Origin of the sequence: Tropicimonas sediminicola, from assembly GCF_900188335.1 — a bacterium.
Classification (GTDB): Bacteria; Pseudomonadota; Alphaproteobacteria; order Rhodobacterales; family Rhodobacteraceae; genus Tropicimonas; species Tropicimonas sediminicola.
The window spans coordinates 44952-67864 of the sequence record NZ_FZOY01000013.1; the positions used below are offsets into that span (position 1 = coordinate 44952).

The following is a 22913-nucleotide window of genomic DNA, read 5'->3' on the forward strand; positions in this document are numbered from 1 at the left end:
TCACCGCCATTTCTTGGTCTGGAAGGCGCCTTCGGTCTGTTTCTGGCCCTCGGTCAGGGCAGCCAGATCGGCAAGGGCGGGCTCACGCCCGGCCCGGACATCGTCGACCGCGGCCCGGAAGGCCGCCACGACCTTCTTCACATAGGCGCGGCTGCGCTGCCGGCCTTCGATCTTGAATGCATCGACTCCGGCGTCCATCAGGGCCGGCAACAGGCGCGACAGGTTCAGGCTGATCGGTTCCTCGAAGGCGTAGTAGCCATCCGGATGCTCCGAGTTGACATAACGGCCCTTGCAGATCGTCGGATAGCCGGCGCTCTCCTGCGGTCCGAAGCGGTCGATGGTGAAGGGGCCAAGGCGGGTCGACATGCCATCGTCGGCGTCCCGCCGGTACTCGACAAGATGGGCGGGCGAGCAGACACCGTCCATGTTGGTGGAAAGCCCGGTCGCGTAGTTTGTCAGCGAGCAGCGTCCTTCGACCATCAGCCCATGGTTGCCGAAGATGAAGGTCTCGATCTCGCAGGGAATCTCGGCCTTGATCTCGCGGATCTCGGGGATCGTCAGAATGCGCGGCAGAACCACGCGTTTCACGCCGAATTCCCGCACGTAGTAGCAGATCGCGTCGGGGCTGGCGGCGGCCGCCTGGACCGAGAGGTGGAGGCGGATGTCGGGATGGGTCTTGGCGATGTAGGCGGCAACGCCCATGTCGGCCACGATAAAGGCATCCACCCCGAGGTCGGCGCCCAGGTCGGCCGCCTCGCGCCACAGGCCGAACTTGCCCGCCGGCGGATAGGTGTTGAGCGCGAGCAGAATGCGCGCGCCCTTGGAATGCGCATATTCAACCGACTTGCCAAGCTCTTGCGGCGTGAAATTCAGGCCGGGAAAGTTCCGCGCATTGGTCGCGTTCTGAAATCCGCAATAGATCGAATCCGCTCCCGCATCGACCGCCGTCCGCAACGCGGCGGGGGTCCCGGCGGGGCAGACGAGTTCACCTGCTGTCATGTCGTCATACACTCTCAAGTTGTGGCCCGTGGGCCATGTCTCGCATCCGGCGAAGCGCCATGCGGCCGGCGGCGCCGAACATCGCGGCGACGTCCTCGGCGATCGAGCCCTCGACGTCGTCGAGCGCGTTGCGCAGGGTCACGATGGCCTCGGTGTCGCCGGTGATCTCCAGCTCGCGGGAAAAGAAGATCGCGTCGCCGTCGACCTCGGCATCCAGCATCCGCAGAAGCGTCAGCACGTCGCCCGCGATATGGGCGTCATGCCTCGGCAGCCGATCCTTGCGCACAGCCCGGAAAACCAGCGCCCGCGGGTTCGGCCGCAGGTGCAGCGCGAGCGGCAGGTCCGTGAGATCGATGATGAAATTTGTGCGCTGGTGCGGGCCGAGGCGGTCGAACAGTTCCGGATGCCGCGCGGCGATCCGTCGGACGATCCGGTAAAGCACAGGTTGCAGGGGCAGCAGCGGGACCGGCAGGTCGGCAAACCGGCCCCACAAGGCCGCGAAGGTTTCTCTTGGATCGCTCATGACGCGTCTTTCCACCCGGTTTCCTGGGGCGGTCGCCCGGTCTGGCACACCGTGGCGAAGTGTCGGCATTCAGGGCGAATGGGGACACCGCGGGCAGCGGCGCAGCGTGAGTGATCGGGCCGGGCGGCGGCCGATGACCAGAGGTCTAGACCCGGCCGGGGGACCGGGACAACCCGAAGATGGGCGCAGGATCAGGGATGAACGAAGGCAAATCGTCGCGCGTACGGCACGGTGTCAGGCGGCCTCGACCGCCGCGGCCAACGCCTCTGCCGTTGCCTCGAAGGCCAGCAGGATGGAGGCATGCCGGTTGGTGAACTCGCGTGCCGGCAGAAGCACTTCGAGATCGTCGAACGGCGCGTCGGGGACCGGGCCATTCTCCCGGAGCATGGCGGCGAGCTGGTCCCGGCCGCGGTCGATCTCCTCGCGGCTGCGCCCGATGACGTGGGCGCCAAGCACCGACGCCGCGGCCTGGCCAAGCGCGCAGGCCTTCACGTCCTGGGCGAAGTCGACGATGCGCCCGTTCTCGATGCGGAGGTCCACGGTGACGGTCGACCCACAGAGCGGGGAGCGCCGCCGTGCGGTCGCAGAGGGTGCGTCCAGACGCCCGACATGCGGGATGTCCGCTGCAAGCGCCAGAATGCGCCCGGAATAGAGCTTGACGAGGTCTTTGTCGCTGGCCATTCCCTGTCCTCCGTGGCGCCTCTTTGAGTACATACTCCGCATGGGGCAAATTGCAAAGGAGCATCCCATGGCCTTCGATACGCAGAGCCTGCGCTTTGACGCACAGGGGCTGATCCCCGCCATTGCCCAGCAGGAAGGTACCGGCGAGGTGCTGATGATGGCCTGGATGAATGCCGAGGCGGTTGCGAAGACGCTCGAAACCGGACGCGTAACCTATTGGTCTCGATCCCGGAAATCCTTCTGGGTCAAGGGCGAGACCTCCGGCCATGTGCAGGAACTGGTCGAACTGCGTGTCGATTGCGACCGGGATTGCCTGTTGGTGATCGTGCGCCAGAGCGGGCCGGCCTGCCACACGATGCGGCGGAGTTGCTTCTACACGGCGGTCCGCAATGGGGACGAGGTCGAAATCCTCTCTCCAATGGTCTGATTTTACGAGGAATTTGACGGGAGGCGAGCGCGCCTACAGCCCCACCATCGCACGGATGTCGTCCGGCGTGAGGCCCTCGGCGCGATAGGTTGCGATGGCGCGGGCGTCGTCGCGTTTGGCGAGCCGTTTGCCATCCGCGTCCCGGATCAACTTGTGGTGATGGTAGAGCGGCGTCGGAAGCCCGAGAAGCCTCTGCAATACCACATGAATCGACGTCGCCTCGAACAGGTCCCGACCGCGCACGACGTGCGTGATGGACTGCGCCGCATCGTCGACCACCACGGAAAGGTGGTACGACGTGCCCATGTCGCGCCGGGCGACGACGATATCGCCGACACCGGTCACCAGGGCCTCGGGCGACAGGCTGATCCGTCCGGATTCACCGTCCGGCCCCGCGCCGATCTCCGTGAACTCAATCGTATCAATGCCTTGCAGCGCTCTTCGCATATCCAGCCGCAAGGCATCCGCAGGCAGAGCGCCGGTGCGAGGGACGCCACGGCAGGTGCCCGGATAAACGATCCCGTCCGGACCATAGACCGGCTCGCCGCCTTCCTGCGGCGCACTGGCGGCCTCGAGAATGTCACGCCGGCGGCAGGTGCAGGGATAAAGCAGGCCACGCCGCCAAAGCAGTTCCAGGGCCGCGCGATACTCCGCCAGACGCTCGGATTGCCGCATCACCGGCTCCGGCCACTCGAGCCCGAGCCAATGCAGATCCTCGTAGATCTGCGCCTCCCATTGCGGCCGGGCCCGACCCTGGTCGATATCCTCGATGCGCAACAGGAAAGTGCCGCCCGCCGACGCGGCCAGGTCCGACGCCAGCATGGCGGAATAGGCGTGACCGAGGTGCAACGGCCCCGTGGGAGACGGCGCGAACCGGGTTCTCACACCTGCGCCCCGACAGGATCACTCCCGAACTGGTGGCGAAAGACTTCCGGGTTTCGCTCGACGGTCTGGATCAGCCGCCGGGTGATGATTTTCATGATCGCCATGCCGAACGCCGGATCCTGAAAGTGGAGCCGCAGGAAGGTGGATTCATCGACGACGTGGATCCGCCCCGGCACCACGCAGCGTGCCGTCGCCGTTCGGGCCTTGGCATCGGTGAAAAAGGCGATCTCGCCGAAAACATCTCCGGATGAAAGAGTTATCCCGAGCTCTTCGAGCAAAACCTCGCCGGACTCGATGTAGTAAAGCGCATCGGGCTTGTCGCCGATGGAGAAGATCGTCTCATCCGCGTCGAACGGCCGGGGGCGGCTGTGCGACGTCAGGACGGAGAAATCGGGCGGATCGTCGCTGCGCACGGATTCGACCCGCTTGCGCATCGACAGGATCTGGAAGGTCCGCCAGAGATTGAACGGCAGCAGGATCAGGTCGAGAAACAGCATCGGCCAGAGGCCGAGCATGGTCGAGTAGCAGATGAAAAGGACGTTCGATGCAATCGCCGCCAGCCGGAGCGGGAGCATCGTCTTCATCGAATAGGCTGCCAGCGTGGCCGCCGAACCGGCCCAGCCAAAGATTTCCGCGATTTCCATGGGTTCCTCCCGTCGCCTGGGGGACGGTAGCGATCAATCGCAGCGCAGCAAACAGGTTTGCAGGGCCGGTCCGTCAGTTACCGCGGCGGATGTTGCCCTGGTGAATCAGCAGCCATGCCAGAATGATGAACATCGGGTGGGTGAGACCGCCCGAGAAAAGGAGCGCCGGCACCCAGATGAAAAAGATGACGATGCCGAGGATCGGCCGGCCCGCGATCATGATCGACAGTGGCGGCAGCAGTATTGCGAGGACGTAGTTCATGGTGCCTCCGCAACGGCCAGTTCGGGCGCCGGGATGCCCAGCCAACCGGCCCAGGCCGCCTTGGCCCGGTCGGTGTAGAGTTTGTAGCGCACCTTGCGCCCCTTTCGGCCGCCCTTTGCATCCACCGGGCGGAAGAGCCCGAAGTTGACGTTCATCGGCTGGAAGGTCTTGGCCTCCGCACCGCCGGTGATGTGGGTAAGCAGGGCACCCATCGCAGTGTCGACGGGCACCGGCGGCAGAGGCCGGCCCAGCACCTCGGCGGCGGCCATCCGGCCGGCCAGAAGGCCCATCGCGGCGCTCTCCACGTAGCCCTCGACGCCGGTGATCTGGCCGGCGAAGCGGATGTGCGGCTTTGCACGCAGCCGCATCTGGTCGTCGAGCAGCGTGGGAGAGTTGATGAACGTATTGCGGTGGATCCCGCCAAGACGCGCGAAACGGGCGTTCTCCAGCCCCGGAATCATCCGGAACACAGAGGTTTGCGAGCCGTACTTCATCTTGGTCTGGAAGCCGACGATGTTGTAGAGCGTTCCGAGCGCGTTGTCGCGGCGCAGCTGGACGACGGCGTAGGCCTTTTCCTCCGGCTTGTGGCGGTTGGTCAGCCCGACTGGCTTCATCGGCCCGTGGCGCAGGGTTTCGCGACCGCGCTCCGCCATCACTTCGATCGGCAGGCAGCCGTCGAAATAGCCTGCCGTCTCGCCCGGCTTGAACTCGGTCTTCTCGGCGGCCAGCAGCGCGTCGATGAAGGCCTCGTACTGCTCGCGGTTCATCGGGCAGTTGAGATAGGCGGTGCGTTCTTCCTCGGTGTCGCCCTTGTCGTAGCGCGACTGCATCCAGGCCACGTCCATGTCGACGGAGTCAAAATAGACGATGGGAGCGATGGCGTCGAAGAAGGCGAGGCTGTCCTGGCCGGTCTCGGCGGCGATCGCCTCGGCCAGCGCTCCGGAGGTCAGCGGGCCGGTGGCGATGATCCAGGGGCCATCCTCGGGACCGGGCAGGGCGGTGATCTCGCCCTCGACCACCGTGACCAGCGGATGTGCCCGGAGCTTTTCCGTCACGGCCTCGGAGAACGGATCGCGGTCGACGGCAAGCGCGCCGCCGGCGGGCAGGGCGTGGGCATCGGCGGTGGTCATGATCAGTCCGCCTGCGGCCCGCATTTCCCAGTGGAGCAGGCCGACGGCGTTGTTCTCGTCGTCATCCGAGCGGAAGGAATTGGAGCAGACCATCTCGGCAAGATTGCCGGTGCGGTGGGCGAAGGTGCCGACCTTGGGCCGCATCTCGTGCAGCACCACGGGAACGCCCATGTTGGCGGCCTGCCAGGCGGCTTCGGAGCCGGCCATGCCGCCCCCGACGATATGAATTGCGCGTGTCATGGGCGCGATTTAAGGGCTTCCGCCGGGTTTGGAAAGGCGCCTCACGCATAACATGACCGCCGCATCCTCGGGAAAGGAGCGACGGTGGTATCGGACGATGTGCGATCAGTTGGAGCGCGCGAGTTCGAATTCCTCTCGGAAGATGGTCTCCATCTCTTCCACCGATACCGGTTCGCGCGACGAGGCCCGCTTGGAGGACGGCCGGCGCTTGCCCGAGAGAGGCCGTACCGTGGCATCGAGGGCGTCCGCCTTCCGGGGCACGATCTTGCGGGGAACGATCTTCTTGCGGACAGGTGTGCGTTTCGCCAGGGCGCGGGCGTCCGTTTCGACATAGGTCAGCATCAGCGCGGCGATCAGGGCGAGATCGCGCCAGAAGGTGCCAAGCTCATCGGCCACGCCGAGGTCCAGCATCCGCAGGTAACTCGACCAGAAGGTGAGGATTCCCAAGGTGAGCGCGGCACCGCGCAGCCAGACACCGATCATCACCATATAGGCGAGCATGAAGACGAGGAAGCCGCTCGCGGCCCCGGCGAAGGGCTGCGGCACCACCCGGATGAACATGGGGGCAAGATCGGTGCCCGGAATCATTCCGACTGCGCCGGCGAGAAAGTAGGAGGCGATCAGGATTCGCAGGAGGTTCTGGCCTGCGGAACTCAGCACCAGGCGTTCCCTCGTCACATCGCGCATAATTGGTTTCCTGCTTTTCGCCGCCCGGGGCAAACCACGCGCTTGCCTACTAACCTGCATCCCCTGGCGACAATTCTTGTCTGGTCGCAGAATTGTTCCGAACTGCGGCGCGGTGAGGGACAAAAATGGGTAATTCGCGTGAATGAATGTGGTCGATCATCGGGAGGGATTGCTTCCCGATGGTCGGAGTGTGGCGCCGGAACGCCCTGATTTTAAGAAAAAATCAACCAAGCGGCAGCTTCGGGGGCACAATTGCGCCCCCGAAGCGCCTGATTCACTCGGCCGTGTCGCCCGCTTCGGGCAACTCGTCGTCCTCGCCCTGTTCGGCGATGCGAGCCACGGAAACGACCTTTTCATCGGCCGCCGTGTGGAACACGCGAACGCCGCCGGCGCCGCGGGATCGGAAGGAAATGCCGTCCACCGGGCAGCGGATCGACTGGCCGGTGGAGGTCGCGAGCATGATCTGGTCGTCGGCTTCCACGGGGAAGCACGCCACCAGCGGGCCGCCGCGCATGGCGCGGTCCATCGCCGCCACGCCCTGGCCGCCACGGCCGCGCACCGGGTAGTCGTGGCTGGAGCTGGTCTTACCGGCACCATTGGCGGTGATGGTCAGGATCAGGTCCTCCGCCGCCGACATCTCGGCATAGCGCTCGGGCGAGAGCTGGCCGCCCTCGACGGCGCTTTCCTCCTCGTCCGGCTCCGCGTCGTCCGGAGCACCGGCCACCAGCCGGCGTTGCTTGAGGTAGGCCGCACGCTCTTCCGGATTGGCCTCGAAATGGCGGATGACCGACATCGAGACGACCTCGTCGTCCTTGGCGAGCCGGATGCCGCGAACGCCGACCGAGCTGCGCGAATTGAACACCCGCACGTCGGTGGTCGGGAAGCGGATCGCGCGGCCGAGCCGGGTGACCAGCATCACGTCGTCATCCTCGGAACAGATGCGCGCGTTGATCAGCCGGGTGTCGGCGTGCTCGTCCTCGAACTTCATCGCGATCTTGCCGTTGCGCATGACGTTGGTGAAGTCCGAGAGCTTGTTGCGGCGCACCGTGCCGGCCGAGGTGGCGAACACGATCTGCAGATCGTCCCAGTCGCTCTCGTCGCGGTCGACCGGCATGATCGCGGCCACGGAGACGCCCGTCGGGATCGGAAGGATGTTGACGATCGCCTTGCCGCGGGCGTTGCGCCCGCCGGCGGGCAGGCGCCAGGTCTTGATCTTGTAGGCGATGCCGTCGGTGGTAAAGAACAGGAGCTGCGTGTGGGTGTTTGCGACGAAGAGCGTCGTCACCACGTCGTCATCCTTGAGCCCGCCACCAGACAGCCCCTTGCCACCGCGACGCTGGGCGCGGAACTCGCTGAGCGGGGTGCGCTTGATATAGCCGGACTGGGTGACTGTCACCACCATGTCCTCGCGCTCGATGAGGTCCTCGTCCTCCATGTCACCGGCCCAGTCGACGATCTCGGTGCGACGCGGCACGGCAAACTGCTCGCGCACTTCGCGCAGCTCGTCGGCGATGATGCCCATGATCCGCTCGCGCGAGCGGAGGATAGCGAGGTAGTCGACGATCTTCTTTGCCAGATCCTCGAGTTCGTCGGTGACTTCCTTCACACCCATCGCGGTCAGGCGCTGCAGCCGCAGTTCGAGGATCGCGCGGGCCTGGATCTCGCTGAGGTTGTAGGTCCCGTCGTCGTTCATCGTATGCGTCGGGTCGTCGATCAGCCGGATGTAGTCGGCGATGTCTTCGGCCGGCCAGCGGCGGGTCATCAGCTTCTCGCGGGCCTCGGCCGGATCGGCGGAGGAACGGATCGTGGCGACCACCTCGTCAACGTTGGAGACCGCGACCGCGAGACCGCAGAGAATGTGGCTCCGCTCCCGCGCCTTGCGCAGCTCGTAGGCCGTCCGCCGCGCGACGACCTCCTCGCGGAAGTCGAGGAAGGCGGTCAGGAACTGGCGCAGGGTCAGCTGCTCCGGCCGGCCGCCGTTGAGCGCCAGCATGTTGCAGCCGAAGGTCGTCTGCATGGGCGTGAAGCGGAACAGCTGGTTGAGCACCACGTCGGGGGTCGCGTCGCGCTTCAGCTCGATCACCACCCGAACGCCGACGCGGTCGGATTCGTCTGCGACATGGGCGATGCCCTCGATCTTCTTGTCGCGGACCATCTCGGCGATCTTCTCGATCATGGAGGATTTGTTGACCTGGTAGGGGATCTCGTCGAGCACGATGGCGTAACGGTCCTTGCGGATCTCCTCCACCCGGGTCTTGGCCCGCAGGATCACCGAGCCGCGGCCTTCGAGATAGGCCTTCCGCGCCCCGGAGCGGCCCAGCATGATGCCGCCGGTGGGGAAGTCCGGACCCGGGATGTACTCGATCAGCTCTTCGGTCGAGAGGTCCGGGCTTTCGATCAGCGCCAGGGTCGCATCGATCACCTCGCCGAGGTTGTGCGGCGGGATGTTGGTCGCCATGCCCACGGCGATACCGCCGGCGCCGTTGACCAGCATGTTCGGGAACCGCGCCGGCAGGACCACCGGTTCCTTGTCCTTGCCGTCGTAGTTGTCCTGGAAGTCGACGGTGTCCTTCTCGATGTCGGCCAGCAGGAAGGCCGCCGGCTTGTCCATCCGCACCTCGGTATAGCGCATGGCCGCCGCGTTATCGCCGTCCATCGAGCCGAAGTTGCCCTGGCCGTCGAGCAGGGGCAGGGACATCGAGAAGTCCTGCGCCATCCGCACCAGCGCGTCATAGATCGCGCTGTCGCCGTGGGGGTGGTACTTACCCATCGTGTCGCCGACCGGGCGCGCCGACTTGCGGTAGGGCTTGTCATGCGTGTTGCCGGTCTCGTGCATCGCGTAGAGGATGCGCCGGTGCACCGGCTTCAGGCCGTCGCGCAGATCCGGAATCGCCCGGCTCACGATCACGCTCATCGCGTAATCGAGGTAGGACGTCTTCATCTCGTCGGCGATCGAAATCGTCGGCCCTTCGTACGCGGGACGCTCGGGGCGATCTTCTTCTTCGTTTTCAGGGGGTTCCGGAGTGTCGGTCATTCTCTGCCTGCGATTTGTGCGCACCGCTATATCTAGTTGGCGCATCTTAGCCGATCCGCGAGATCAGGTGCAATGCCGGTGGCGAAAAACCCCTGTCAGCCGGGCCGCCAGAGTGCCAACAGATTGTTTTCTTTGGAGAAGATATCGAAGGGTGCATCATTGCCTGCACAGGCAATGCAATGGAGACGCCGAGAATGCGCGAGACCGAACTCATGTTGGCGGGCTACGGGCTGACCACCGCCGAGATGTTCTATCGTATGCCCGACTACCAGAACGTGCTGAATTCCTTCATCTGGCAGGATTACGACCTGGCGCCGGACCACCCACGTCTGTTCCGCTTCATCGAGTTCTGGCAGGAGGAGATCGAAGGGCCGCTCCACTCGGTGCGCTTCGTGCACCGCAAGGAGATCGCCCCCGGCGAATGGCGCAATGTGAAGGGCGAATTCTACCTTCAGTGATCCGGCGGCGGGCCTAGCCGGCTTCGTCCAGCGCTACCTGTGCGTCCTGGCCCTTGCTCTTGTGCTCGGCCACGCCCTTGACCTGCTCCAGACCGGCAATCGCCCCGACGTCGGAGGCGGACCGGTTGTTGACGATATGCGCGCCATGGCCGGTGGCCTTGGTTACGTGGACCGCATGGGCCAGCAGCGCCTGGTCGATCCACCAGTTCTGGCCCTGCGGATCGAAGAGCGCGTCGAACAGGCGGGAGAAGACCGCCATGAAGTTCTCCGCCGCCGGCGTGTCGCACATGGTGACGACCTGCGCGTTGCAATGGTTCCAGAACAGCTGCGAGGGGTATTCGTAGAACACGGTGAGGCCCATGTCCTTTCCCTCGAGATAGGCGCTGTAATCCGCCGGGTCGGTGGTGAACACCTTGTCCGCATCGATCGCCGTGATCCGCGGGGCGCCGTGGTGGCGCAGGATCTCGGACATCCTGAGGAAGCGCATGGAGGCGTAATAGGCCGTGTCATGCGGCGCGGTCTCAAAGGAGTAGCGAATGTTCCCGGCAGTGGGGCGCGGGCTGTCGGTCGGGTTGGCGATGTGGAAGTGCAGGTTCACCCGGCCGTTGGCCGAGGCGATCAGACCCTCGGAAAAGAGGTCGAAATACTTCTGGTCGACACCGACAAGGAACAGCGGCTTGTCCTCGGCAAAGCTGCGGTCGCTGTCGAAGGTGACCGGAGACCGCAGCGGCGCATCGGCCGCGGTGCCGAGCGTTACCAGTTCGTCCAGCGTTCGGGCCATCGCGAGCCCGGTGTGCATATGCGGGAAGCGGCCGATCGCGAGTTGGGCGCGGCGGCTCCGGTCGAAGGCATCGTAGGCTTCGGGCACGTTACGCATCGCGTAGTGCAAGGAGCCGAGATAGAGCGTGCGGATTTCCTCCGGACGGCTGTTCAGGTAGGCGCCGACGGGATCTTTCGCGCGGGCGCGGTCGCCGTCGGGATCGAGCGCGCGCAGGCGCATGGAATTGAGGTCGGGCTCGTCGAAGATCTCGGGCGCGTTGCGGAACACCAGCGAGACGAGAAACCGGTCGAGAACGTCGCGCAGCCCGGGCGACAGCTCCTCCGCCTCCATGATCTCCAGCATCAGTTTCGGACGCAGACGGGGCCTGTGGCGCGGATAGGCCTTGAGCTTGCGCTCCAGCCGGCGGTGGATCCGGTCGATCCGGGCAGGGGTGTCGGACGGCAGCTTGAGGGCTTCCTCGAGCGCCTGCCGATTCATCCCGTTGCGCTTCGCTTCGCCGCGTTTGCCCTTCTTGCGTAGACGTTCTTCCATCTCTGCCTGCCTTGCCCTCCCGACGGACGGCATTCTGCGATGCCCCGAAGCCGGGCGGGTTCTATCGCCCCGCGTGGGGGAGGGTCAACTCGATGTCAGGGACGGGGCTCAGCTGCGGCGCGCGGCGAGCAGCCACACGACAATCAGCCCCAGCGAAAGCAGCACGTTCATGTTGGCGAAAGAGAGCCCGAGGATCGAATAGGAGATCTCGTCGCAGCGCACGATGCCGACGGTGAAATCGGTGCTCAGCAGGTCCGACCCCGCGAGGTCGGACAGATCCTGCCCGCCGGTGCAGTCGGACGGCCCGGCCCAGAGCTTGCGTTCCACGCCGCTGTGATACACCGCAAGCCCAAGGCTCACGGTAGCGACCAGCGCCCCGAGATACGCCAGCAGCCGGTGCGGCAAGACCAGCGCCAAAGCCGCCAGCGCCGCCATGACCACATGCGGCCAGCGTTGCAGGATGCACAGATGGCAGGGCAGGATCGCCATGACATGCTGGAAGAAGAAGGCGCCGGCGAGGCTGCCGAGGGAGCCGAGCAGCGCCAGGAGGAGGAGCGTGTTTCGGGTCACAGGTATTTTACCAGGTAAACGCCGCCGAGGAGCATCGCGACGAAGAGCGTGAGCATCAGCCCGAGGCGCTTTTCGATGAACTCGCGGATCGGCGGTCCGTATTTCCACAGCAGCCCGGCCACCAGGAAGAAGCGTCCGCCACGGGCGAGGATCGAGGTGATCATGAAGGTCCAGAAGGGCATCCCGGTCCAGCCGGACATGATGGTGATGACCTTGTAGGGGAAGGGCGTAAGCCCCGCGATCAGCACCGCCCAGAAGCCGACATCGTTGAAGCGCTCGTTGAAGGCTTCCATCTTGTCGGTCTTGCCGAGGTTCTCGAGGATCGGCTGGCCGATCTGTTCGAACGCGAAGGCGCCGATCGCGTATCCGAGCACCCCGCCCAGCACCGAGGCGACCATGGCGACGCCCGCGATCCGGAAGGCCCGGTGCGGCGTGGCGAGGATCATCGGAATCATCAATACATCCGGGGGGATGGGGAAAAACGAGCTTTCAATGAAAGCGACGATTGCCAGGGCCCACATCGCGTGTTTTCCGGCGGCGAGGGAAATCGTCCAGTCGTAGAGTCCGCGAAGCAATGTCTGGTTTCCTGTAATGCTGCATTGTGCAAACATCACGCTCAGGTTCCGGGGTCAAGCGGGGGATGCGGCATGAAGTGGCAAGGGCGGCGCGGGAGTCGCAACATCGAGGATCGTCGTGGCCGCTCCGGTCCGGCACGCGCGGCAGGCGGAATCGGCGGTCTGGGGCTGCTGGTGATCGTCGTCCTCGGCTGGGTGCTGGGCATCGACCCGTCCTTCCTGATCGGCGGTGGCCAGCAGACGTCGCCGGGAGGTTATTCCGGCGGCCAGGCGCCCAGCCAGGCGGAAGATGCGGCGGGCCAGTTCGTCTCGGTGGTGCTGGCCGACAACGAGGAGATCTGGGCGAACCTCTTTCAGACGCAGGTCGGACAACCCTACAACCCGCCGATCCTTGTGCTGTTCTCCGGCGTCACCCAGTCACCCTGCGGGAATGCCTCCGGGGCCACAGGTCCGTTCTACTGCCCGCTCGACAAGAAGGTCTATCTCGACACCGCTTTCTTCGCCGAGCTGCGGGACCGGTTCGGCGCGAGCGGTGATTTCGCGGCGGCCTACGTGGTGGCCCACGAGGTCGCGCACCACGTGCAGGACGAACTCGGCATCCTCGCGCAGGCCAACCGCATCCGGGCGCAGGTCGGGCAGGCGGAATCCAACGCGATCTCGGTCCGGATCGAGCTGCAGGCCGATTGCTATGCCGGGATCTGGGCGCGGCAGGTCCATGAACAGCTCGGCACGCTGGAATCGGGCGACCTCGACGAAGCGCTGGTCGCCGCGCGGGAGATCGGTGACGACACCCTTCAGCGCGAGGCCGGACGGGTGCCGCGGCCGCACACCTTTACCCACGGCACGTCGGAGCAGCGGCAGCGCTGGTTCGCGACCGGGGTGCAGTCGGGACAGCTGGCGTCCTGCGACACCTTCGGCACGGACGCATTGTAGGACGCGCCGCAGCTCCGACGGCAGCCTTGCAAGCAGCGCATGGGTGCGCCGGGACGGGCCATTCATTGGTTGCAAACCCTGACCGGACAGACGCATAGGAGGGCAGCACCTCCAAGAGCATCCAACCGCAACGGAGCCACGCCTGATGACTGTCCTGATCTGCGGAGCCGGCATTTCCGGCCTCACCCTCGGCCTTTCGCTGCACCAGGTCGGAGTGCCGTTCCGGATCATCGAGGCCATCGCGGAGCTGCAGCCGCTCGGCTTCGGCATCAACCTGCAGCCGCACGCGGTGCGGGAGCTCTATGATCTCGGCCTGAAGGAGCACCTCGACAGGATCGGCCTGCGCACCGAGCGCATGGCGTATTTCAACGCCCAGGGGCAGGAGATCTGGTCGGAGCCGCGCGGGATTCAGGCGGGCTATCTCTATCCGCAATACTCGATCCATCGCGGCGGCCTGCAGATGATGCTGCATGAAACCCTGCTGGAGCGCTGCGGCCCGAGTGCGATCCTCGCGGGCGCCAAGGTCAGCAAATGGAAGGAAACCCCGCAGGGGCTCGAGGTTGTCCTGACGGACCGGAACTACGGCGTCGAGCTTGATCGGATCAAGGGCTCGGTCCTCGTCGCATGCGACGGCGCGCGGTCCTCGGTACGCAAGACCCTGTTCCCGGAGGTGAGTGCCCCGAACTTCCGTCACACGATGATGTGGCGCGGCGTATCGCACGGACCCCGATTCCTCGGCGGGCAGACGATGACGATTTCCGGCGAGAAGGGCCGTAAGTTCGTCGCCTATCCCATCGCCCACAAGGGCAGGGACCAAAGCTTCATCCACTGGATCGCCGATATCGACAACGCGCCCAAGCGCGACATGGACAAGCAGGACTGGAGCCGGAACGGCGATATCGCCGACGTACTGCCGAGCTTCGAGGACTGGCACTTCGATTGGCTCGACGTGGCCGAGCTGATCCGCAGCACCGAGCTTTGCTGGGAATGGCCGCTGGTCGACCGCGACCCGCTGCCGAGCTGGACACTCGGGCCGATCGCGCTCCTGGGCGACGCCGCGCATCCGATGTACCCGATCGGCTCCAACGGGGCCTCGCAGGGCATCCTCGATGCGCGTGTCATGGCCCGCGAGATCCGTGACCAGGGTGCGACGGCCTACGCGCTGGTCAGTTACGACGCGGCGCGGCGCGAGCCGGTGAACGCGATCATGGCCGCCAACCGCGGCGAAGGACCCGATGCGGTGCTCGACGCTGTGGCCGAACGCGCGCCGGACGGGTTCGACGATATCGACAGCGTTCTGAGCGAGGACGAGCGCCGTGGCTATTCCGACCGCTACAAGCAGGCCGCCGGCCTGACGGTCGAGGAGATCAACGCCCAACCCTCGATCATCGGCGCGGCACCAGCGGCGCCCACGCGCGGCCCGATCGGGGACTGACGCGTGACCGAGACAACGCTGGCGCCCGCGCGCCCGGAACACCTCGTGGAAAGGGCCGCGCGATGGCTGGCCTGGCTCGGCGGCGCGATCCTCGCGGCCCTGTCGGTGATGACCGTGGTTTCGATCGTCGGGCGCTCGCTCGACGGGGTCGGCCTCGGCGCCGTGCGCGGCGATTACGAGATGGTCGCCAACGGCTGCGCGCTCGCGGTTTTCTACTTCCTCCCGTGGTGCCAGCTAAGGCGCGGCCACGTCACGGTCGACATCCTGACCAACACCTTTCCGGCCCGCATCCAGGCGATTTTCGGGCTGATCGGCGACCTGCTGATCACCATCGCCTCGGCGGTGATCCTGCGCCAGCTCTGGTTCGGCTTCGGCGAGAAGTTTCCCTATGGCTCCGACGCCTTCCGAGACGCGTTCGGGATGAGCTACAAGCCGTTCTTTCCCGAGACGACCTACGAATTGCAGGTGCCGGTCTGGATCCTTTACGCGGCGGCGCTGCTCGGCGCGGCGATGATGGTGATCGTGGGCCTCTACACGGTCCGGCGATCCTGGGGCTGGGTCCGGGACGGGCGGGAGGGCGCGTTGTGACCGGGCTTCCGCTGGCCCTGACCGCGCTCGGTATGATGCTCGCCGCGGTGTTCCTCCGGGTGCCGATCGCGCTGGCGATGGGCTTCGCGGGCTTCTTCGGCACCTGGTACGTGATCGGCACGCCGGACGGCTCGATGGCGCAACTCAAGACGCTGACCTACGAGACCTTCTCCAACCAGGGCCTGGCGGTGGTGCCGCTGTTCCTGCTGATGGGCCAGATCGCGACCCGAACCGGCATGTCCTCGGCGCTGTTCGCCGCCGCGTCGGACTGGCTCGGCCATCGCCGCGGCGGGGTCGCCATGGCCTCGATCGGCGCCTGCGCGGGGTTCGGCGCGATCTGCGGCTCCTCTCTGGCGACCGCCTCGACGATGGGGCAGGTGGCCCTGCCGGAGATGCGCGCGCGCGGTTATTCCGACGCGCTCTCGACCGGCGTTCTGGCCGCGGGCGGCACCCTCGGCATCCTCATCCCGCCCTCGGTGATCCTGGTGATCTACGCGATCCTCGCCGAGCAGAACATCGTCAAGATGTTCATGGCCGCGTTGATACCGGGCGTTCTCGCCGCGCTCGGCTATATGCTGACAGTGGCGCTCTATGTCCGGCTGCGGCCCGGCGCAGGACCCGTCGGCCCGCGCAAGCCCTGGAGCGAACGCTGGGGCACCCTGCGCGCCACCTGGCCGGTGATCGCGATCTTCGGGCTCACCATGGGCGGCATCGTCGGCGACTGGGACTGGTCGCGCCCGGGCGACCAGGCGCTCTTCACGCCCAACGAGGCGGCGGCCTTCGGCTGCACCGCGACGGCGCTTTACGGTTTCCTGCGCGGCCGCCTCTCGCTCGCCGGCTTGCTGGAATCCTTCCTCGAGACCGCCAAGGCCACGGGCATGATCTTCTTCATCTTGCTGGGCGCCGAGATCTTCAAGGGCTTCCTCGCGCTCACCCGCGCGCCGAACCTGCTGGCCGACTGGGTGCTGACGCAAGGCTATGCACCGATGCTGGTGCTGGTGGCGATGCTGCTGTGCTACCTGCTGTTCGGCTGCGTGATGGAGAGCCTGTCGATGATCCTGCTGACGGTGCCGATCTTCCTGCCGGTGATCGAAGCGCTGGACTTCGGCATGTCCGCCGATCACACGGCGATCTGGTTCGGCATTCTCGCGCTGATCGTCGTCGAGGTCGGGCTGATCACGCCGCCGGTGGGGATGAATCTCTTCATCCTGAACGGCGTCGCACCGGACATCCGGATCGGCCGCACCTATGTCGGCGTGATGCCCTTCATCGTCTCGGACCTGCTGCGCGTCTGCCTTCTTGTGGCCTTCCCGGCCATCTCGCTCTGGCTCGTCACGCTGACCGGCTGAGCCCGCCATTTGTGCTGGCGCCATGCGTTGAGTGGCGCTAAACAGGCGCTCGGTGGCCCGAGTGGCGGAATGGTAGACGCAGCGGATTCAAAATCCGCCGGTAGCAATATCGTGCGAGTTCGAGTCTCGCCTCGGGCACCAACAATTTCAAAGACTTACGCAGACCTCAGATCAGCCAAGCCGGCCGCGCCCAACGGAAAGTAAGCGATTTGTAAGCAGTCCAGCACGGGCCGCGATGACAACATGTCGCACCATAAAAAATGCCCCGCACCGGAGTGCGAGGCGAACTTGCCAGATCGGAATCGGCCTAGGCGGCGCGCTCTTCATCCAGTCGCTTGCCGTACTGCTCCACGTAGTCCTGCAGCGCCCGGATGATTGCCATCATGCCGACGGCCTCCGGGTGGGCGTGGTCAATGGCGGTGCTCTCGATGGTCATGTCATAGAGCGCTTGGGTCAGCCCCTCCGCCTGGATACGGGCTTGGTCGGTGTGGTCGGCGGCTTCGCGTCGGTTGGTCATTTCACGCCCCTTTGAAGTTGATGCTGTCCAGATCGGAGGCGAGTTTGTTTGCCCGGTCCAGTGCCGCGATAGTCACCGCGGCAATCGCATTCCCGAAGCGCTCGCCTTCGTTCGCCATGAGGTCGATTGCCTCGACCATCCCGGCCAGGACGACGGCATCGGACTGGCAGTCGGAAACCCTCCGCTCGATGGTCAAGCCGGTATCGGTCGCGCAGGCGCGTTGTTCAGTCATTGACTTGGTCCTTGTTAGGTTTTGGTAACGTCGTTACTCTGCCCCAAAGCCCCCGAAGGGGCAACGAAAAAGTAACGAGGTTACCAAATTGGACAGCGTGCAGTGCAAGATGGCGAGGGCCGCATTGGGGCTAGGCGTGCGAGATCTGGCGGAGAAGGCGAGCGTATCACCCAATACCGTCGCACGGCTGGAGCGGGGAGAGGAATTGAAGCCCGCGACAGTTGCGACGATCCGCGCGGCGCTTGAAACCGCAGGGGTGATATTCATCGCGGAGAACGGTGGCGGGCCAGGTGTGAGGTTGAGGAAATGACTTTAGACATTCTAGCCCTAATCGTCTCCCTGGGCGCTGCAGTTGCTGCGTACTGGGCTGTCCGCGAGGCGAGATCCGCAAGGCGCCAAAACCTGCGGGTTGATGCCCGCCATGATGCCGAAGCCGCAATAGCCCTTGCCAAGCGACTGGCTCAAAATTCCGGAAGGGCAATTTCCGAGACTAGGGCATCGCTGTCCGCATTTGGAGCTCATAACTCGGGGCGCGCCCGACTCACGATCGGAGAAATCGAAGAAAACGCCTCACGCGCTGAGCAGATTGCATCCGAGTTGGAAGGGCTGCTCAAGGGCATTGCGGGTCAATCCGGCGACGTATTGGAGAATGCCGCCGTGAGGATCCGCCGCCTGAAGAACGACGTCGACGCCATTCAGGACTTCTTTGACGAGAACCAAAGACATAACGAGCGTCTGTCAGACCTAAAGCACCAACAGATGGCATCCATGAAACGTTAAGCCCGGCCTCGCGGCCAACCATTTCCAAGGAGTATTTCCCAATGATCGAACCACTATATGCCGATATGACCGGCCGGCTGATGGCACACAGGGTATTCATCGAACGACTAGTCTATCGGCTGCGCGAAGTAGAGGGTTTCCAATCATCGGGGCTGGTGAACGATATCGCCAGACTGGAAGCCGAAATCCACACGCAACTCGAAAACGCCGGATTGCCTGACAACTTGATCGAAGCTTGCGAGGACGAACTTCGGCAAATCGGAGCGTCCGCGAACGCTGGCCGGACGCGCTGACTGCAGCAAAGAGATAAGCCGGGAGACATGCTCCCGGCTTGTAGAGCGCCGCGCCCCGGAAAAGGTAGCCAGGGCCGCGCTCTGTCGGGGTTTTCCCACTCGCCGACTAACGGGGTGCTTCGCGGCGGCAAACGTTCCAAGTAGCCGCAGGCGCACCGGCCTTAATCAAAGATGGCAATCACCGTGGCCGTGGTGGCGGGCAGAACTCGCCGCACATTCACGTTCGTCGTGTAGCCAACCTCAGCCGTAACCGTGATGGTGTCGGCATCGTCGTTTTGGGTCGGCAGGAAAACCAGCGTTCCGGCGGCGATAACCTCGATGGCCTTCGCGTACTCCGGGAAGTCATCGTTGCTCGGGGTTACCACCGACGCCCGACTGCCAAGGCTGACTGGCGTGTCCATCCGGTTGGTCGGCTGGTCCTTGCGGTAGTCATACGGCATCGGCTCAGACCTTCGACTTGAGGAACGCCAGCGGAACCGCCTTGCGCTCGACAACCCGGTTCCAGTTCGCCGCAAGCGCCAACTCGGCAAGCGACGCGCTCTCGGCGGCAACGCTGCCTTCCAGCCAGGAGAAGCCTGCAGGATGGATGCCAAGGTTCACGCGGCTATGGAGGATCTGCTGACCGCCACCGTTACCGGCGCTCGGCTTGTCTTCGATCTGCGTACCTGCGGCAATGCGAGGCTCGGTCACCGCGAAGCCAACCGCGCCAGCGGAGAACAGGACGCTGGTATAATCGCCGCTGTCTTCCGGGAGCAGATCGTCAACGATCAGGGCCATGCCGCGGTAGGTCGCGAGAGAGCCGCCGCGGCTGTCAGGGACATACTCGATATCGTCATTCTTCAGGATGACCTTGTAGATATCGGAGTGAACCGCAATAGCGGAAAGACCGTTCATCAGGTCGCCCAGCGTTCCGGCCGCATCGATCACCGCAGAGGCGGAAAAGCTCGCAGCGGAGCCGGTCTCGCCGGTGATATCCTCGACCATATCTCCGCTGAAGTTGGCGATGTTGTCGGCCAGAATACCGTTCAGGGACGCGATCAGGCGCCTCTGTGTCTGCCGGGTCCAGTAAGCCGCCGCACGGTCCTGGATGCGGGAAAGGGCGTCGTCGCCGCTCAGTTCGCTGGCAAGGTTCATTGCCGACCAGCTCTTGTGCAGGAACGCCTTGCGGACGAGTTGCTTCGCGCCGCCCAGCTTGAGCGGGGTGCTTTCGTCGTTGGGATCGTCATTCACGAGGTCCGCTTCCTCGTCGCCGAGGTCATTCCAGAACGGCACGGTGAAGCTCTCAGCCCCGGCCTGCAACTGGTCTGCGATTGCGGAGTTCCGAGCGACAACGCCGGATTCGACAAGCGCGCTCTTTTCCATCGTGTTCTGGACGATGTAGCTGGTGAACTCGCTCGGCACCACCACATCGGAAATCTGAGTAACAGCCATTGCTGCACACTCCTTCGTCATGTTGTTGGATTGGTGCTGGCGTCCCCAGGTCCGCCGACATTGCCCCCTAGGGGCATTGGCACGCCAGCATCAATGCCCCCGGGGCTTCGTGCTGGCGTGGTATCATATTACCTCAATCCGAGGGTGCCGGCAACCCTAGGTTTCGGGGCCGGCTCGGCTTTCGGCTGCGGCGAAGCACTCGGGCTGGCGCTGCCGCCGCCGCTGGCACGGGTGGCAATCAGAACGTCATCAAAGCCGCCGGTCTGCGCCACAGCCTTGCGCAGATCCTCGAGGGTGAATGCCGCTTCCCGTCCTTCCGCTTCAAGGTGGACCGGTTCGCCGTCCTTGGTTCGGAGGGCAATTCTGCCGGCATCATCGCGAACAAACTTGAAATGCTCGTCCAGGTCCGGCTTCACCCGGCGAAAGGCCACCGAGAAGAGGTCGGACATGACCGCCGCGACGGGTTCGGTTACCGTGACACGCTCCACTTCGGCCAGCGCCGCGCTCCGCGCTTCCAGCGCCTCGTCGCGTTCGGCCTCGGCTTCTTTCAGACGCGCCTTGACCGTTTTCACCTCGGCCAGCAGTTCATCGCATTTGGCCTTCAGGCCGCTAAGATCGTCAGACATGTTTGTCTCCATGTGCTCAGGTTGATGGATAGGATCCGATGCCGGTGACGCAGATTTTCGACGCATTCAAAGATGCTCCAATGACCAGCCCGGCAACGGCGTTTGCCCGGTCATCGTGTCCGCCCGGCGGGTGATCGATCATGTCCCGGCCGGTTCGGCTCGTGCGGCGCTCCAAAGCCATAAATTGGCGCGCCAACATTTCGTCCGGTGGCAATTCCACCAGTCCAGAGTTCAGCGAAGCGAGAAGTTCGACGTAGAGGTCGCTGCGGTGCATTTCGGCGACCACGTAGCCAATGCCGTGCGCCCTGAAGGCGTCGCGAGGCCAGTGCCCGGCATAGCGGTCTCCACTCACGCGCCGAATGCGATAGCTCGCGAGAAGATCGGCGTATTCGGCAACGATGGCCGGCGGAGAACCCTTCAGGCCCCGCACTACGTCAACGATGCAGCGGCGCCCGTCCATGTGGCCGATGGCAAGGGTGAACTCGTCAGCGCCACCGCCCGCGGGGTCGGCAAAGGCAAAGTACCGGTGCTTTGACCAGTACGGCAGTTCCAGCGGAGAACGGCGGGTGCATTCGGCAATGACCCGGCCGTCAACGAAGGTGGCGATGTCATCCCGGAAGTTCGCGAGATATTCGGCGGAGGCGCGGGCTGCGTCATCCTTGATGGCGTCGTCAACGATCCGCTGGGGCAGGGTGGGGTTCATCGTTCGGCTCGGCGCCTGGGCGACCAACACCCGGTCTGACTTGCTGCCGTAATACCGCCGGTAGGTTTCCCACAGCACGCCGCGGCGGGCATAGGGTGACGAGATGCAAACCAGACGGCCATCCAAGGTCGCCAGCGACGGGCGCAGGGCAGCGATGATCTCGGCGTCAGGCGAGACGCCCTCGCTCTGCCAAAAGGCAATCTCGTCGCAGATCACAGCCGCGCAAGTATAGCCGCGCACCGCGCGGTGGGAGGCCGTGTGAACCTCGATGGCGCATCGGTTCGTCAGTTCGAGGCCGTCGCTCGTCTCCCGTGACACCATCGGCCGGAGCATGGGGTGGTCGAACATTCCGCGCACGTAGCGCAGCAGGGTGCGGGCCTGTTGGCGGTCTGCAGCGAGCAGCATCACCGTTGCCCACTCGCCGGGGGCCAGCTTGGCCCGGTGGTCCCTGAAGGCGGCTTCATAGACGGCCACAAGGGCCGCTGCGTAGCTCTTCCCGCCCCGACGCCCCACGGCTAGCCACAGCTCACGGAAGGCGCTCTGAGGCACGCTCTCGCGCCCCGTAATGGCCTGCACGGTCTTTGCCTCGTCCTCCGTCAGTTCCAGTCCGTAGAAGGCACCCAGGAGGGCGCGCCAGGGTGCGAAGCTGTCGGCACCGAAGGCGTCAGCGAACAACTGAGGGTCGCGCATTGCCTCGACAATGTTCATTGCGACTTGCCCTCCAGGTAGTTGGCGAGGCTCACGTCACGGGGGCTGCGTTCAAGGCCAAGCCGGGAGAGGATGCCCACCAGTGAGTTGCAACCCTGCGTCCAGCGGCCGGAGTCGAAGTCTTCGACGCGCCCCTCTGCCAAGGCTCGCTCCTGCACCTGAAGCCAATGCTCCAGCCACAGGGCACGCTCCACCAAGCTGCGCTGCGCATAGGAGAGAGAGGCGGCGCCGCCGAGGTCTTCGGTGATCTCTTGCCACCGGCCGCGCATGTCGTTGGCAATTGCCGTGCGACCGTCCAGCCGGTTGAGGTAACCGGCCTCGAACTTGTCTGGCATGTCTGCAATGGTCTTCTTTCGGGCCATAATTTCCTGCCTTCTGCTTTCTATCTTGTTACTATTTTCACCGCTTCTCGGAATTTCCGTTTGAGTTCAGCCCTTTATTTGCTGATCGCAGTGGATTTGATGTCCGCTGCGGCACAAAAAGAGGGTAGTGCGACAAAAAAGGGGGTTGACAGACAAAGCCTCCAGAACGCCGCGCCGCTGTGCTCATGGTCAGAAATCCAGGTTGGGATCGTCAGGCGGACAGCAAGCCCGCGGGTGGGTGACGATGGCGGTTGCGAAGCCGGTGCCGTTCGGCCGCTGCCAATGCAGGACCACCGCACCGCGTGGGCTAGGCGCGCTGATGCATCGCTCAATGCGGACCAGCGTGGCGCCTTCGCGTTCGGTGCCTATGCTGGGGATGCGTTCGTACTGGGTCATGGGGTGCCTCGTTCGGTGGTGAGAATGGGGAGGGGCAGGGCGGGGCATTGGGGCCGTTTCTGATAGCCCCCGCGTCGGCCATTTCTTCCAGCGCTCCATCCACCCGTACCTAGGGGTACGGGGTGGTGGAGCA

At 64.7% G+C, this 22913-nt stretch carries 29 protein-coding genes and 1 tRNA gene; 10 read left to right on the plus strand and 20 right to left on the minus strand.

What is annotated here, in order from left to right:
• The 3 genes from ubiU to CHB86_RS22560 all read right to left on the minus strand — a co-directional run bounded on the left by ubiU (position 1) and on the right by CHB86_RS22560 (position 2203).
• Positions 1 to 999: a ubiquinone anaerobic biosynthesis protein UbiU gene (gene ubiU, locus CHB86_RS22550; RefSeq protein ID WP_089235379.1), complete on the minus strand. Its 999-nt coding sequence runs from the start codon at positions 997 to 999 to the stop codon at positions 1 to 3.
• A gap of 4 nt (positions 1000 to 1003) precedes the next feature.
• Positions 1004 to 1522: a ubiquinone anaerobic biosynthesis accessory factor UbiT gene (gene ubiT / locus CHB86_RS22555; RefSeq protein ID WP_089235380.1), complete on the minus strand. Its 519-nt coding sequence runs from the start codon at positions 1520 to 1522 to the stop codon at positions 1004 to 1006.
• Positions 1523 to 1756: 234 nt separating this feature from the next.
• Positions 1757 to 2203, minus strand: a complete 447-nt coding sequence (locus tag CHB86_RS22560) for an iron-sulfur cluster assembly scaffold protein (protein WP_089235381.1) — start codon at positions 2201 to 2203, stop codon at positions 1757 to 1759.
• A gap of 67 nt (positions 2204 to 2270) precedes the next feature.
• On the opposite strand from CHB86_RS22560, the gene hisI reads away from it, so the two are divergent.
• Positions 2271 to 2630 carry a phosphoribosyl-AMP cyclohydrolase gene (gene hisI / locus CHB86_RS22565; RefSeq protein ID WP_089235382.1) on the plus strand — a complete coding sequence of 120 codons (360 nt, stop codon included), beginning with the start codon at positions 2271 to 2273 and terminating at the stop codon, positions 2628 to 2630.
• A 33-nt stretch (positions 2631 to 2663) separates the two neighbouring features.
• On the opposite strand, the gene gluQRS is transcribed toward hisI, so the two are convergent.
• From gluQRS to gyrA, 6 genes are all read right to left on the minus strand, one after another.
• Positions 2664 to 3515 (minus strand): tRNA glutamyl-Q(34) synthetase GluQRS, encoded by an 852-nt coding sequence (gene gluQRS / locus CHB86_RS22570; protein WP_089235383.1) that lies wholly within the window; start codon positions 3513 to 3515, stop codon positions 2664 to 2666.
• Positions 3512 to 4159: a Crp/Fnr family transcriptional regulator gene (locus CHB86_RS22575; RefSeq protein WP_089235384.1), complete on the minus strand. Its 648-nt coding sequence runs from the start codon at positions 4157 to 4159 to the stop codon at positions 3512 to 3514. The genes gluQRS and CHB86_RS22575 overlap by 4 nt, the downstream gene beginning before the upstream one ends.
• Positions 4160 to 4232: 73 nt before the next feature.
• Positions 4233 to 4421, minus strand: a complete 189-nt coding sequence (locus CHB86_RS22580; RefSeq protein ID WP_089235385.1) for a hypothetical protein — start codon at positions 4419 to 4421, stop codon at positions 4233 to 4235.
• Positions 4418 to 5791, minus strand: a complete 1374-nt coding sequence (gene trmFO / locus CHB86_RS22585) for a methylenetetrahydrofolate--tRNA-(uracil(54)-C(5))-methyltransferase (FADH(2)-oxidizing) TrmFO (RefSeq protein ID WP_089235386.1) — start codon at positions 5789 to 5791, stop codon at positions 4418 to 4420. The genes CHB86_RS22580 and trmFO overlap by 4 nt, the downstream gene beginning before the upstream one ends.
• Positions 5792 to 5896: 105 nt before the next feature.
• Entirely contained in the window at positions 5897 to 6478 is a 582-nt protein-coding gene (locus CHB86_RS22590; RefSeq protein ID WP_089235387.1) for a hypothetical protein, read from the minus strand.
• Between the two features lie 274 nt (positions 6479 to 6752).
• A complete protein-coding gene (gene gyrA, locus CHB86_RS22595) occupies positions 6753 to 9512 on the minus strand; it encodes a DNA gyrase subunit A (protein ID WP_089235388.1) in 2760 nt (919 codons plus the stop codon).
• Positions 9513 to 9706: 194 nt separating this feature from the next.
• Here gyrA and CHB86_RS22600 point away from each other — a divergent pair, with 194 nt between their 5' ends.
• Positions 9707 to 9970 (plus strand): usg protein, encoded by a 264-nt coding sequence (locus tag CHB86_RS22600; RefSeq protein WP_089235389.1) that lies wholly within the window; start codon positions 9707 to 9709, stop codon positions 9968 to 9970.
• Positions 9971 to 9983: 13 nt separating this feature from the next.
• Here CHB86_RS22600 and CHB86_RS22605 read toward each other — a convergent pair whose 3' ends face one another.
• From CHB86_RS22605 to CHB86_RS22615, 3 genes are all read right to left on the minus strand, one after another.
• Positions 9984 to 11282, minus strand: coding sequence for a hypothetical protein (locus CHB86_RS22605; RefSeq protein ID WP_089235390.1), 1299 nt, complete (start codon positions 11280 to 11282; stop codon positions 9984 to 9986).
• 108 nt (positions 11283 to 11390) lie between these two features.
• Complete coding sequence (locus tag CHB86_RS22610) at positions 11391 to 11852, minus strand: disulfide bond formation protein B (RefSeq protein WP_089235391.1); 462 nt, start codon at positions 11850 to 11852, stop codon at positions 11391 to 11393.
• The gene (locus CHB86_RS22615; protein ID WP_089235392.1) at positions 11849 to 12427 is read right to left on the minus strand and encodes a YqaA family protein; all 579 of its coding nucleotides are present in this window, start codon (positions 12425 to 12427) and stop codon (positions 11849 to 11851) included. Before CHB86_RS22615 ends, CHB86_RS22610 begins: the two co-directional genes overlap by 4 nt.
• Before the next feature lie 72 nt (positions 12428 to 12499).
• Between CHB86_RS22615 and ypfJ the strand changes: the two genes are divergently transcribed.
• The 5 genes from ypfJ to CHB86_RS22640 all read left to right on the plus strand — a co-directional run bounded on the left by ypfJ (position 12500) and on the right by CHB86_RS22640 (position 16873).
• Positions 12500 to 13360 carry a KPN_02809 family neutral zinc metallopeptidase gene (ypfJ, locus tag CHB86_RS22620; RefSeq protein ID WP_089235393.1) on the plus strand — a complete coding sequence of 287 codons (861 nt, stop codon included), beginning with the start codon at positions 12500 to 12502 and terminating at the stop codon, positions 13358 to 13360.
• Positions 13361 to 13505: 145 nt separating this feature from the next.
• On the plus strand, positions 13506 to 14795 hold the full coding sequence (locus CHB86_RS22625; protein WP_089235394.1) for a flavin-dependent oxidoreductase: 1290 nt from the start codon (positions 13506 to 13508) through the stop codon (positions 14793 to 14795).
• Between the two features lie 3 nt (positions 14796 to 14798).
• On the plus strand, positions 14799 to 15383 hold the full coding sequence (locus CHB86_RS22630) for a TRAP transporter small permease (protein WP_089235395.1): 585 nt from the start codon (positions 14799 to 14801) through the stop codon (positions 15381 to 15383).
• A complete protein-coding gene (locus tag CHB86_RS22635; protein WP_245838299.1) occupies positions 15380 to 16732 on the plus strand; it encodes a TRAP transporter large permease in 1353 nt (450 codons plus the stop codon). Before CHB86_RS22630 ends, CHB86_RS22635 begins: the two co-directional genes overlap by 4 nt.
• A 55-nt stretch (positions 16733 to 16787) precedes the next feature.
• A tRNA-Leu gene (locus tag CHB86_RS22640) sits at positions 16788 to 16873 on the plus strand.
• A 166-nt stretch (positions 16874 to 17039) separates the two neighbouring features.
• Here CHB86_RS22640 and CHB86_RS22645 read toward each other — a convergent pair.
• Complete coding sequence (locus CHB86_RS22645) at positions 17040 to 17249, minus strand: hypothetical protein (RefSeq protein WP_089235396.1); 210 nt, start codon at positions 17247 to 17249, stop codon at positions 17040 to 17042.
• Between the two features lies 1 nt (position 17250).
• Positions 17251 to 17481 carry a hypothetical protein gene (locus CHB86_RS22650; RefSeq protein ID WP_089235397.1) on the minus strand — a complete coding sequence of 77 codons (231 nt, stop codon included), beginning with the start codon at positions 17479 to 17481 and terminating at the stop codon, positions 17251 to 17253.
• 109 nt (positions 17482 to 17590) lie between these two features.
• Between CHB86_RS22650 and CHB86_RS22655 the strand changes: the two genes are divergently transcribed.
• From CHB86_RS22655 to CHB86_RS22665, 3 genes are read left to right on the plus strand one after another with little or no spacing between them, the layout of a single operon-like run.
• Positions 17591 to 17791, plus strand: a complete 201-nt coding sequence (locus CHB86_RS22655) for a helix-turn-helix domain-containing protein (RefSeq protein WP_089235411.1) — start codon at positions 17591 to 17593, stop codon at positions 17789 to 17791.
• Positions 17788 to 18261, plus strand: a complete 474-nt coding sequence (locus tag CHB86_RS22660; RefSeq protein ID WP_089235398.1) for a hypothetical protein — start codon at positions 17788 to 17790, stop codon at positions 18259 to 18261. The genes CHB86_RS22655 and CHB86_RS22660 overlap by 4 nt, the downstream gene beginning before the upstream one ends.
• 41 nt (positions 18262 to 18302) lie before the next feature.
• A complete protein-coding gene (locus CHB86_RS22665; RefSeq protein ID WP_089235399.1) occupies positions 18303 to 18554 on the plus strand; it encodes a hypothetical protein in 252 nt (83 codons plus the stop codon).
• Between the two features lie 161 nt (positions 18555 to 18715).
• On the opposite strand, the gene CHB86_RS22670 is transcribed toward CHB86_RS22665, so the two are convergent.
• The 6 genes from CHB86_RS22670 to CHB86_RS24355 form a co-directional block, all read right to left on the minus strand.
• Complete coding sequence (locus CHB86_RS22670) at positions 18716 to 18994, minus strand: hypothetical protein (RefSeq protein ID WP_089235400.1); 279 nt, start codon at positions 18992 to 18994, stop codon at positions 18716 to 18718.
• Between the two features lie 4 nt (positions 18995 to 18998).
• A complete protein-coding gene (locus tag CHB86_RS22675) occupies positions 18999 to 19916 on the minus strand; it encodes a coat protein (protein WP_141134967.1) in 918 nt (305 codons plus the stop codon).
• A 197-nt stretch (positions 19917 to 20113) separates the two neighbouring features.
• A complete protein-coding gene (locus CHB86_RS22680) occupies positions 20114 to 20611 on the minus strand; it encodes a hypothetical protein (RefSeq protein WP_089235402.1) in 498 nt (165 codons plus the stop codon).
• A 16-nt stretch (positions 20612 to 20627) separates the two neighbouring features.
• Positions 20628 to 22022: a hypothetical protein gene (locus CHB86_RS22685; RefSeq protein WP_089235403.1), complete on the minus strand. Its 1395-nt coding sequence runs from the start codon at positions 22020 to 22022 to the stop codon at positions 20628 to 20630.
• Complete coding sequence (locus CHB86_RS22690) at positions 22019 to 22384, minus strand: hypothetical protein (protein WP_089235404.1); 366 nt, start codon at positions 22382 to 22384, stop codon at positions 22019 to 22021. Before CHB86_RS22690 ends, CHB86_RS22685 begins: the two co-directional genes overlap by 4 nt.
• A gap of 189 nt (positions 22385 to 22573) precedes the next feature.
• Positions 22574 to 22780, minus strand: a complete 207-nt coding sequence (locus CHB86_RS24355; RefSeq protein WP_141134968.1) for a hypothetical protein — start codon at positions 22778 to 22780, stop codon at positions 22574 to 22576.
• Positions 22781 to 22913 lie beyond the last annotated feature (133 nt).

Bases quoted from the DNA above. Each gene is read 5' to 3' on its own strand.
- CHB86_RS22650 (WP_089235397.1), bottom strand. From the start codon at position 17,481: ATGACTGAACAACGCGCCTGCGCGACCGATACCGGCTTGACCATCGAG.
- ubiT (WP_089235380.1), bottom strand. From the start codon at position 1,522: ATGAGCGATCCAAGAGAAACCTTCGCGGCCTTGTGGGGCCGGTTTGCC.
- CHB86_RS22580 (WP_089235385.1), bottom strand. From the start codon at position 4,421: ATGAACTACGTCCTCGCAATACTGCTGCCGCCACTGTCGATCATGATC.
- CHB86_RS22625 (WP_089235394.1), top strand. From the start codon at position 13,506: ATGACTGTCCTGATCTGCGGAGCCGGCATTTCCGGCCTCACCCTCGGC.
- ypfJ (WP_089235393.1), top strand. From the start codon at position 12,500: ATGAAGTGGCAAGGGCGGCGCGGGAGTCGCAACATCGAGGATCGTCGT.
- trmFO (WP_089235386.1), bottom strand. From the start codon at position 5,791: ATGACACGCGCAATTCATATCGTCGGGGGCGGCATGGCCGGCTCCGAA.
- CHB86_RS22590 (WP_089235387.1), bottom strand. From the start codon at position 6,478: ATGCGCGATGTGACGAGGGAACGCCTGGTGCTGAGTTCCGCAGGCCAG.
- CHB86_RS22685 (WP_089235403.1), bottom strand. From the start codon at position 22,022: ATGAACATTGTCGAGGCAATGCGCGACCCTCAGTTGTTCGCTGACGCC.
- CHB86_RS22675 (WP_141134967.1), bottom strand. From the start codon at position 19,916: ATGGAAAAGAGCGCGCTTGTCGAATCCGGCGTTGTCGCTCGGAACTCC.
- CHB86_RS22690 (WP_089235404.1), bottom strand. From the start codon at position 22,384: ATGGCCCGAAAGAAGACCATTGCAGACATGCCAGACAAGTTCGAGGCC.
- CHB86_RS22605 (WP_089235390.1), bottom strand. From the start codon at position 11,282: ATGGAAGAACGTCTACGCAAGAAGGGCAAACGCGGCGAAGCGAAGCGC.
- gyrA (WP_089235388.1), bottom strand. From the start codon at position 9,512: ATGACCGACACTCCGGAACCCCCTGAAAACGAAGAAGAAGATCGCCCC.
- CHB86_RS22680 (WP_089235402.1), bottom strand. From the start codon at position 20,611: ATGTCTGACGATCTTAGCGGCCTGAAGGCCAAATGCGATGAACTGCTG.
- CHB86_RS22560 (WP_089235381.1), bottom strand. From the start codon at position 2,203: ATGGCCAGCGACAAAGACCTCGTCAAGCTCTATTCCGGGCGCATTCTG.
- CHB86_RS24355 (WP_141134968.1), bottom strand. From the start codon at position 22,780: ATGACCCAGTACGAACGCATCCCCAGCATAGGCACCGAACGCGAAGGC.
- CHB86_RS22660 (WP_089235398.1), top strand. From the start codon at position 17,788: ATGACTTTAGACATTCTAGCCCTAATCGTCTCCCTGGGCGCTGCAGTT.
- CHB86_RS22600 (WP_089235389.1), top strand. From the start codon at position 9,707: ATGCGCGAGACCGAACTCATGTTGGCGGGCTACGGGCTGACCACCGCC.
- CHB86_RS22670 (WP_089235400.1), bottom strand. From the start codon at position 18,994: ATGCCGTATGACTACCGCAAGGACCAGCCGACCAACCGGATGGACACG.
- CHB86_RS22655 (WP_089235411.1), top strand. From the start codon at position 17,591: ATGGCGAGGGCCGCATTGGGGCTAGGCGTGCGAGATCTGGCGGAGAAG.
- CHB86_RS22575 (WP_089235384.1), bottom strand. From the start codon at position 4,159: ATGGAAATCGCGGAAATCTTTGGCTGGGCCGGTTCGGCGGCCACGCTG.
- CHB86_RS22665 (WP_089235399.1), top strand. From the start codon at position 18,303: ATGATCGAACCACTATATGCCGATATGACCGGCCGGCTGATGGCACAC.
- hisI (WP_089235382.1), top strand. From the start codon at position 2,271: ATGGCCTTCGATACGCAGAGCCTGCGCTTTGACGCACAGGGGCTGATC.
- ubiU (WP_089235379.1), bottom strand. From the start codon at position 999: ATGACAGCAGGTGAACTCGTCTGCCCCGCCGGGACCCCCGCCGCGTTG.
- CHB86_RS22645 (WP_089235396.1), bottom strand. From the start codon at position 17,249: ATGACCAACCGACGCGAAGCCGCCGACCACACCGACCAAGCCCGTATC.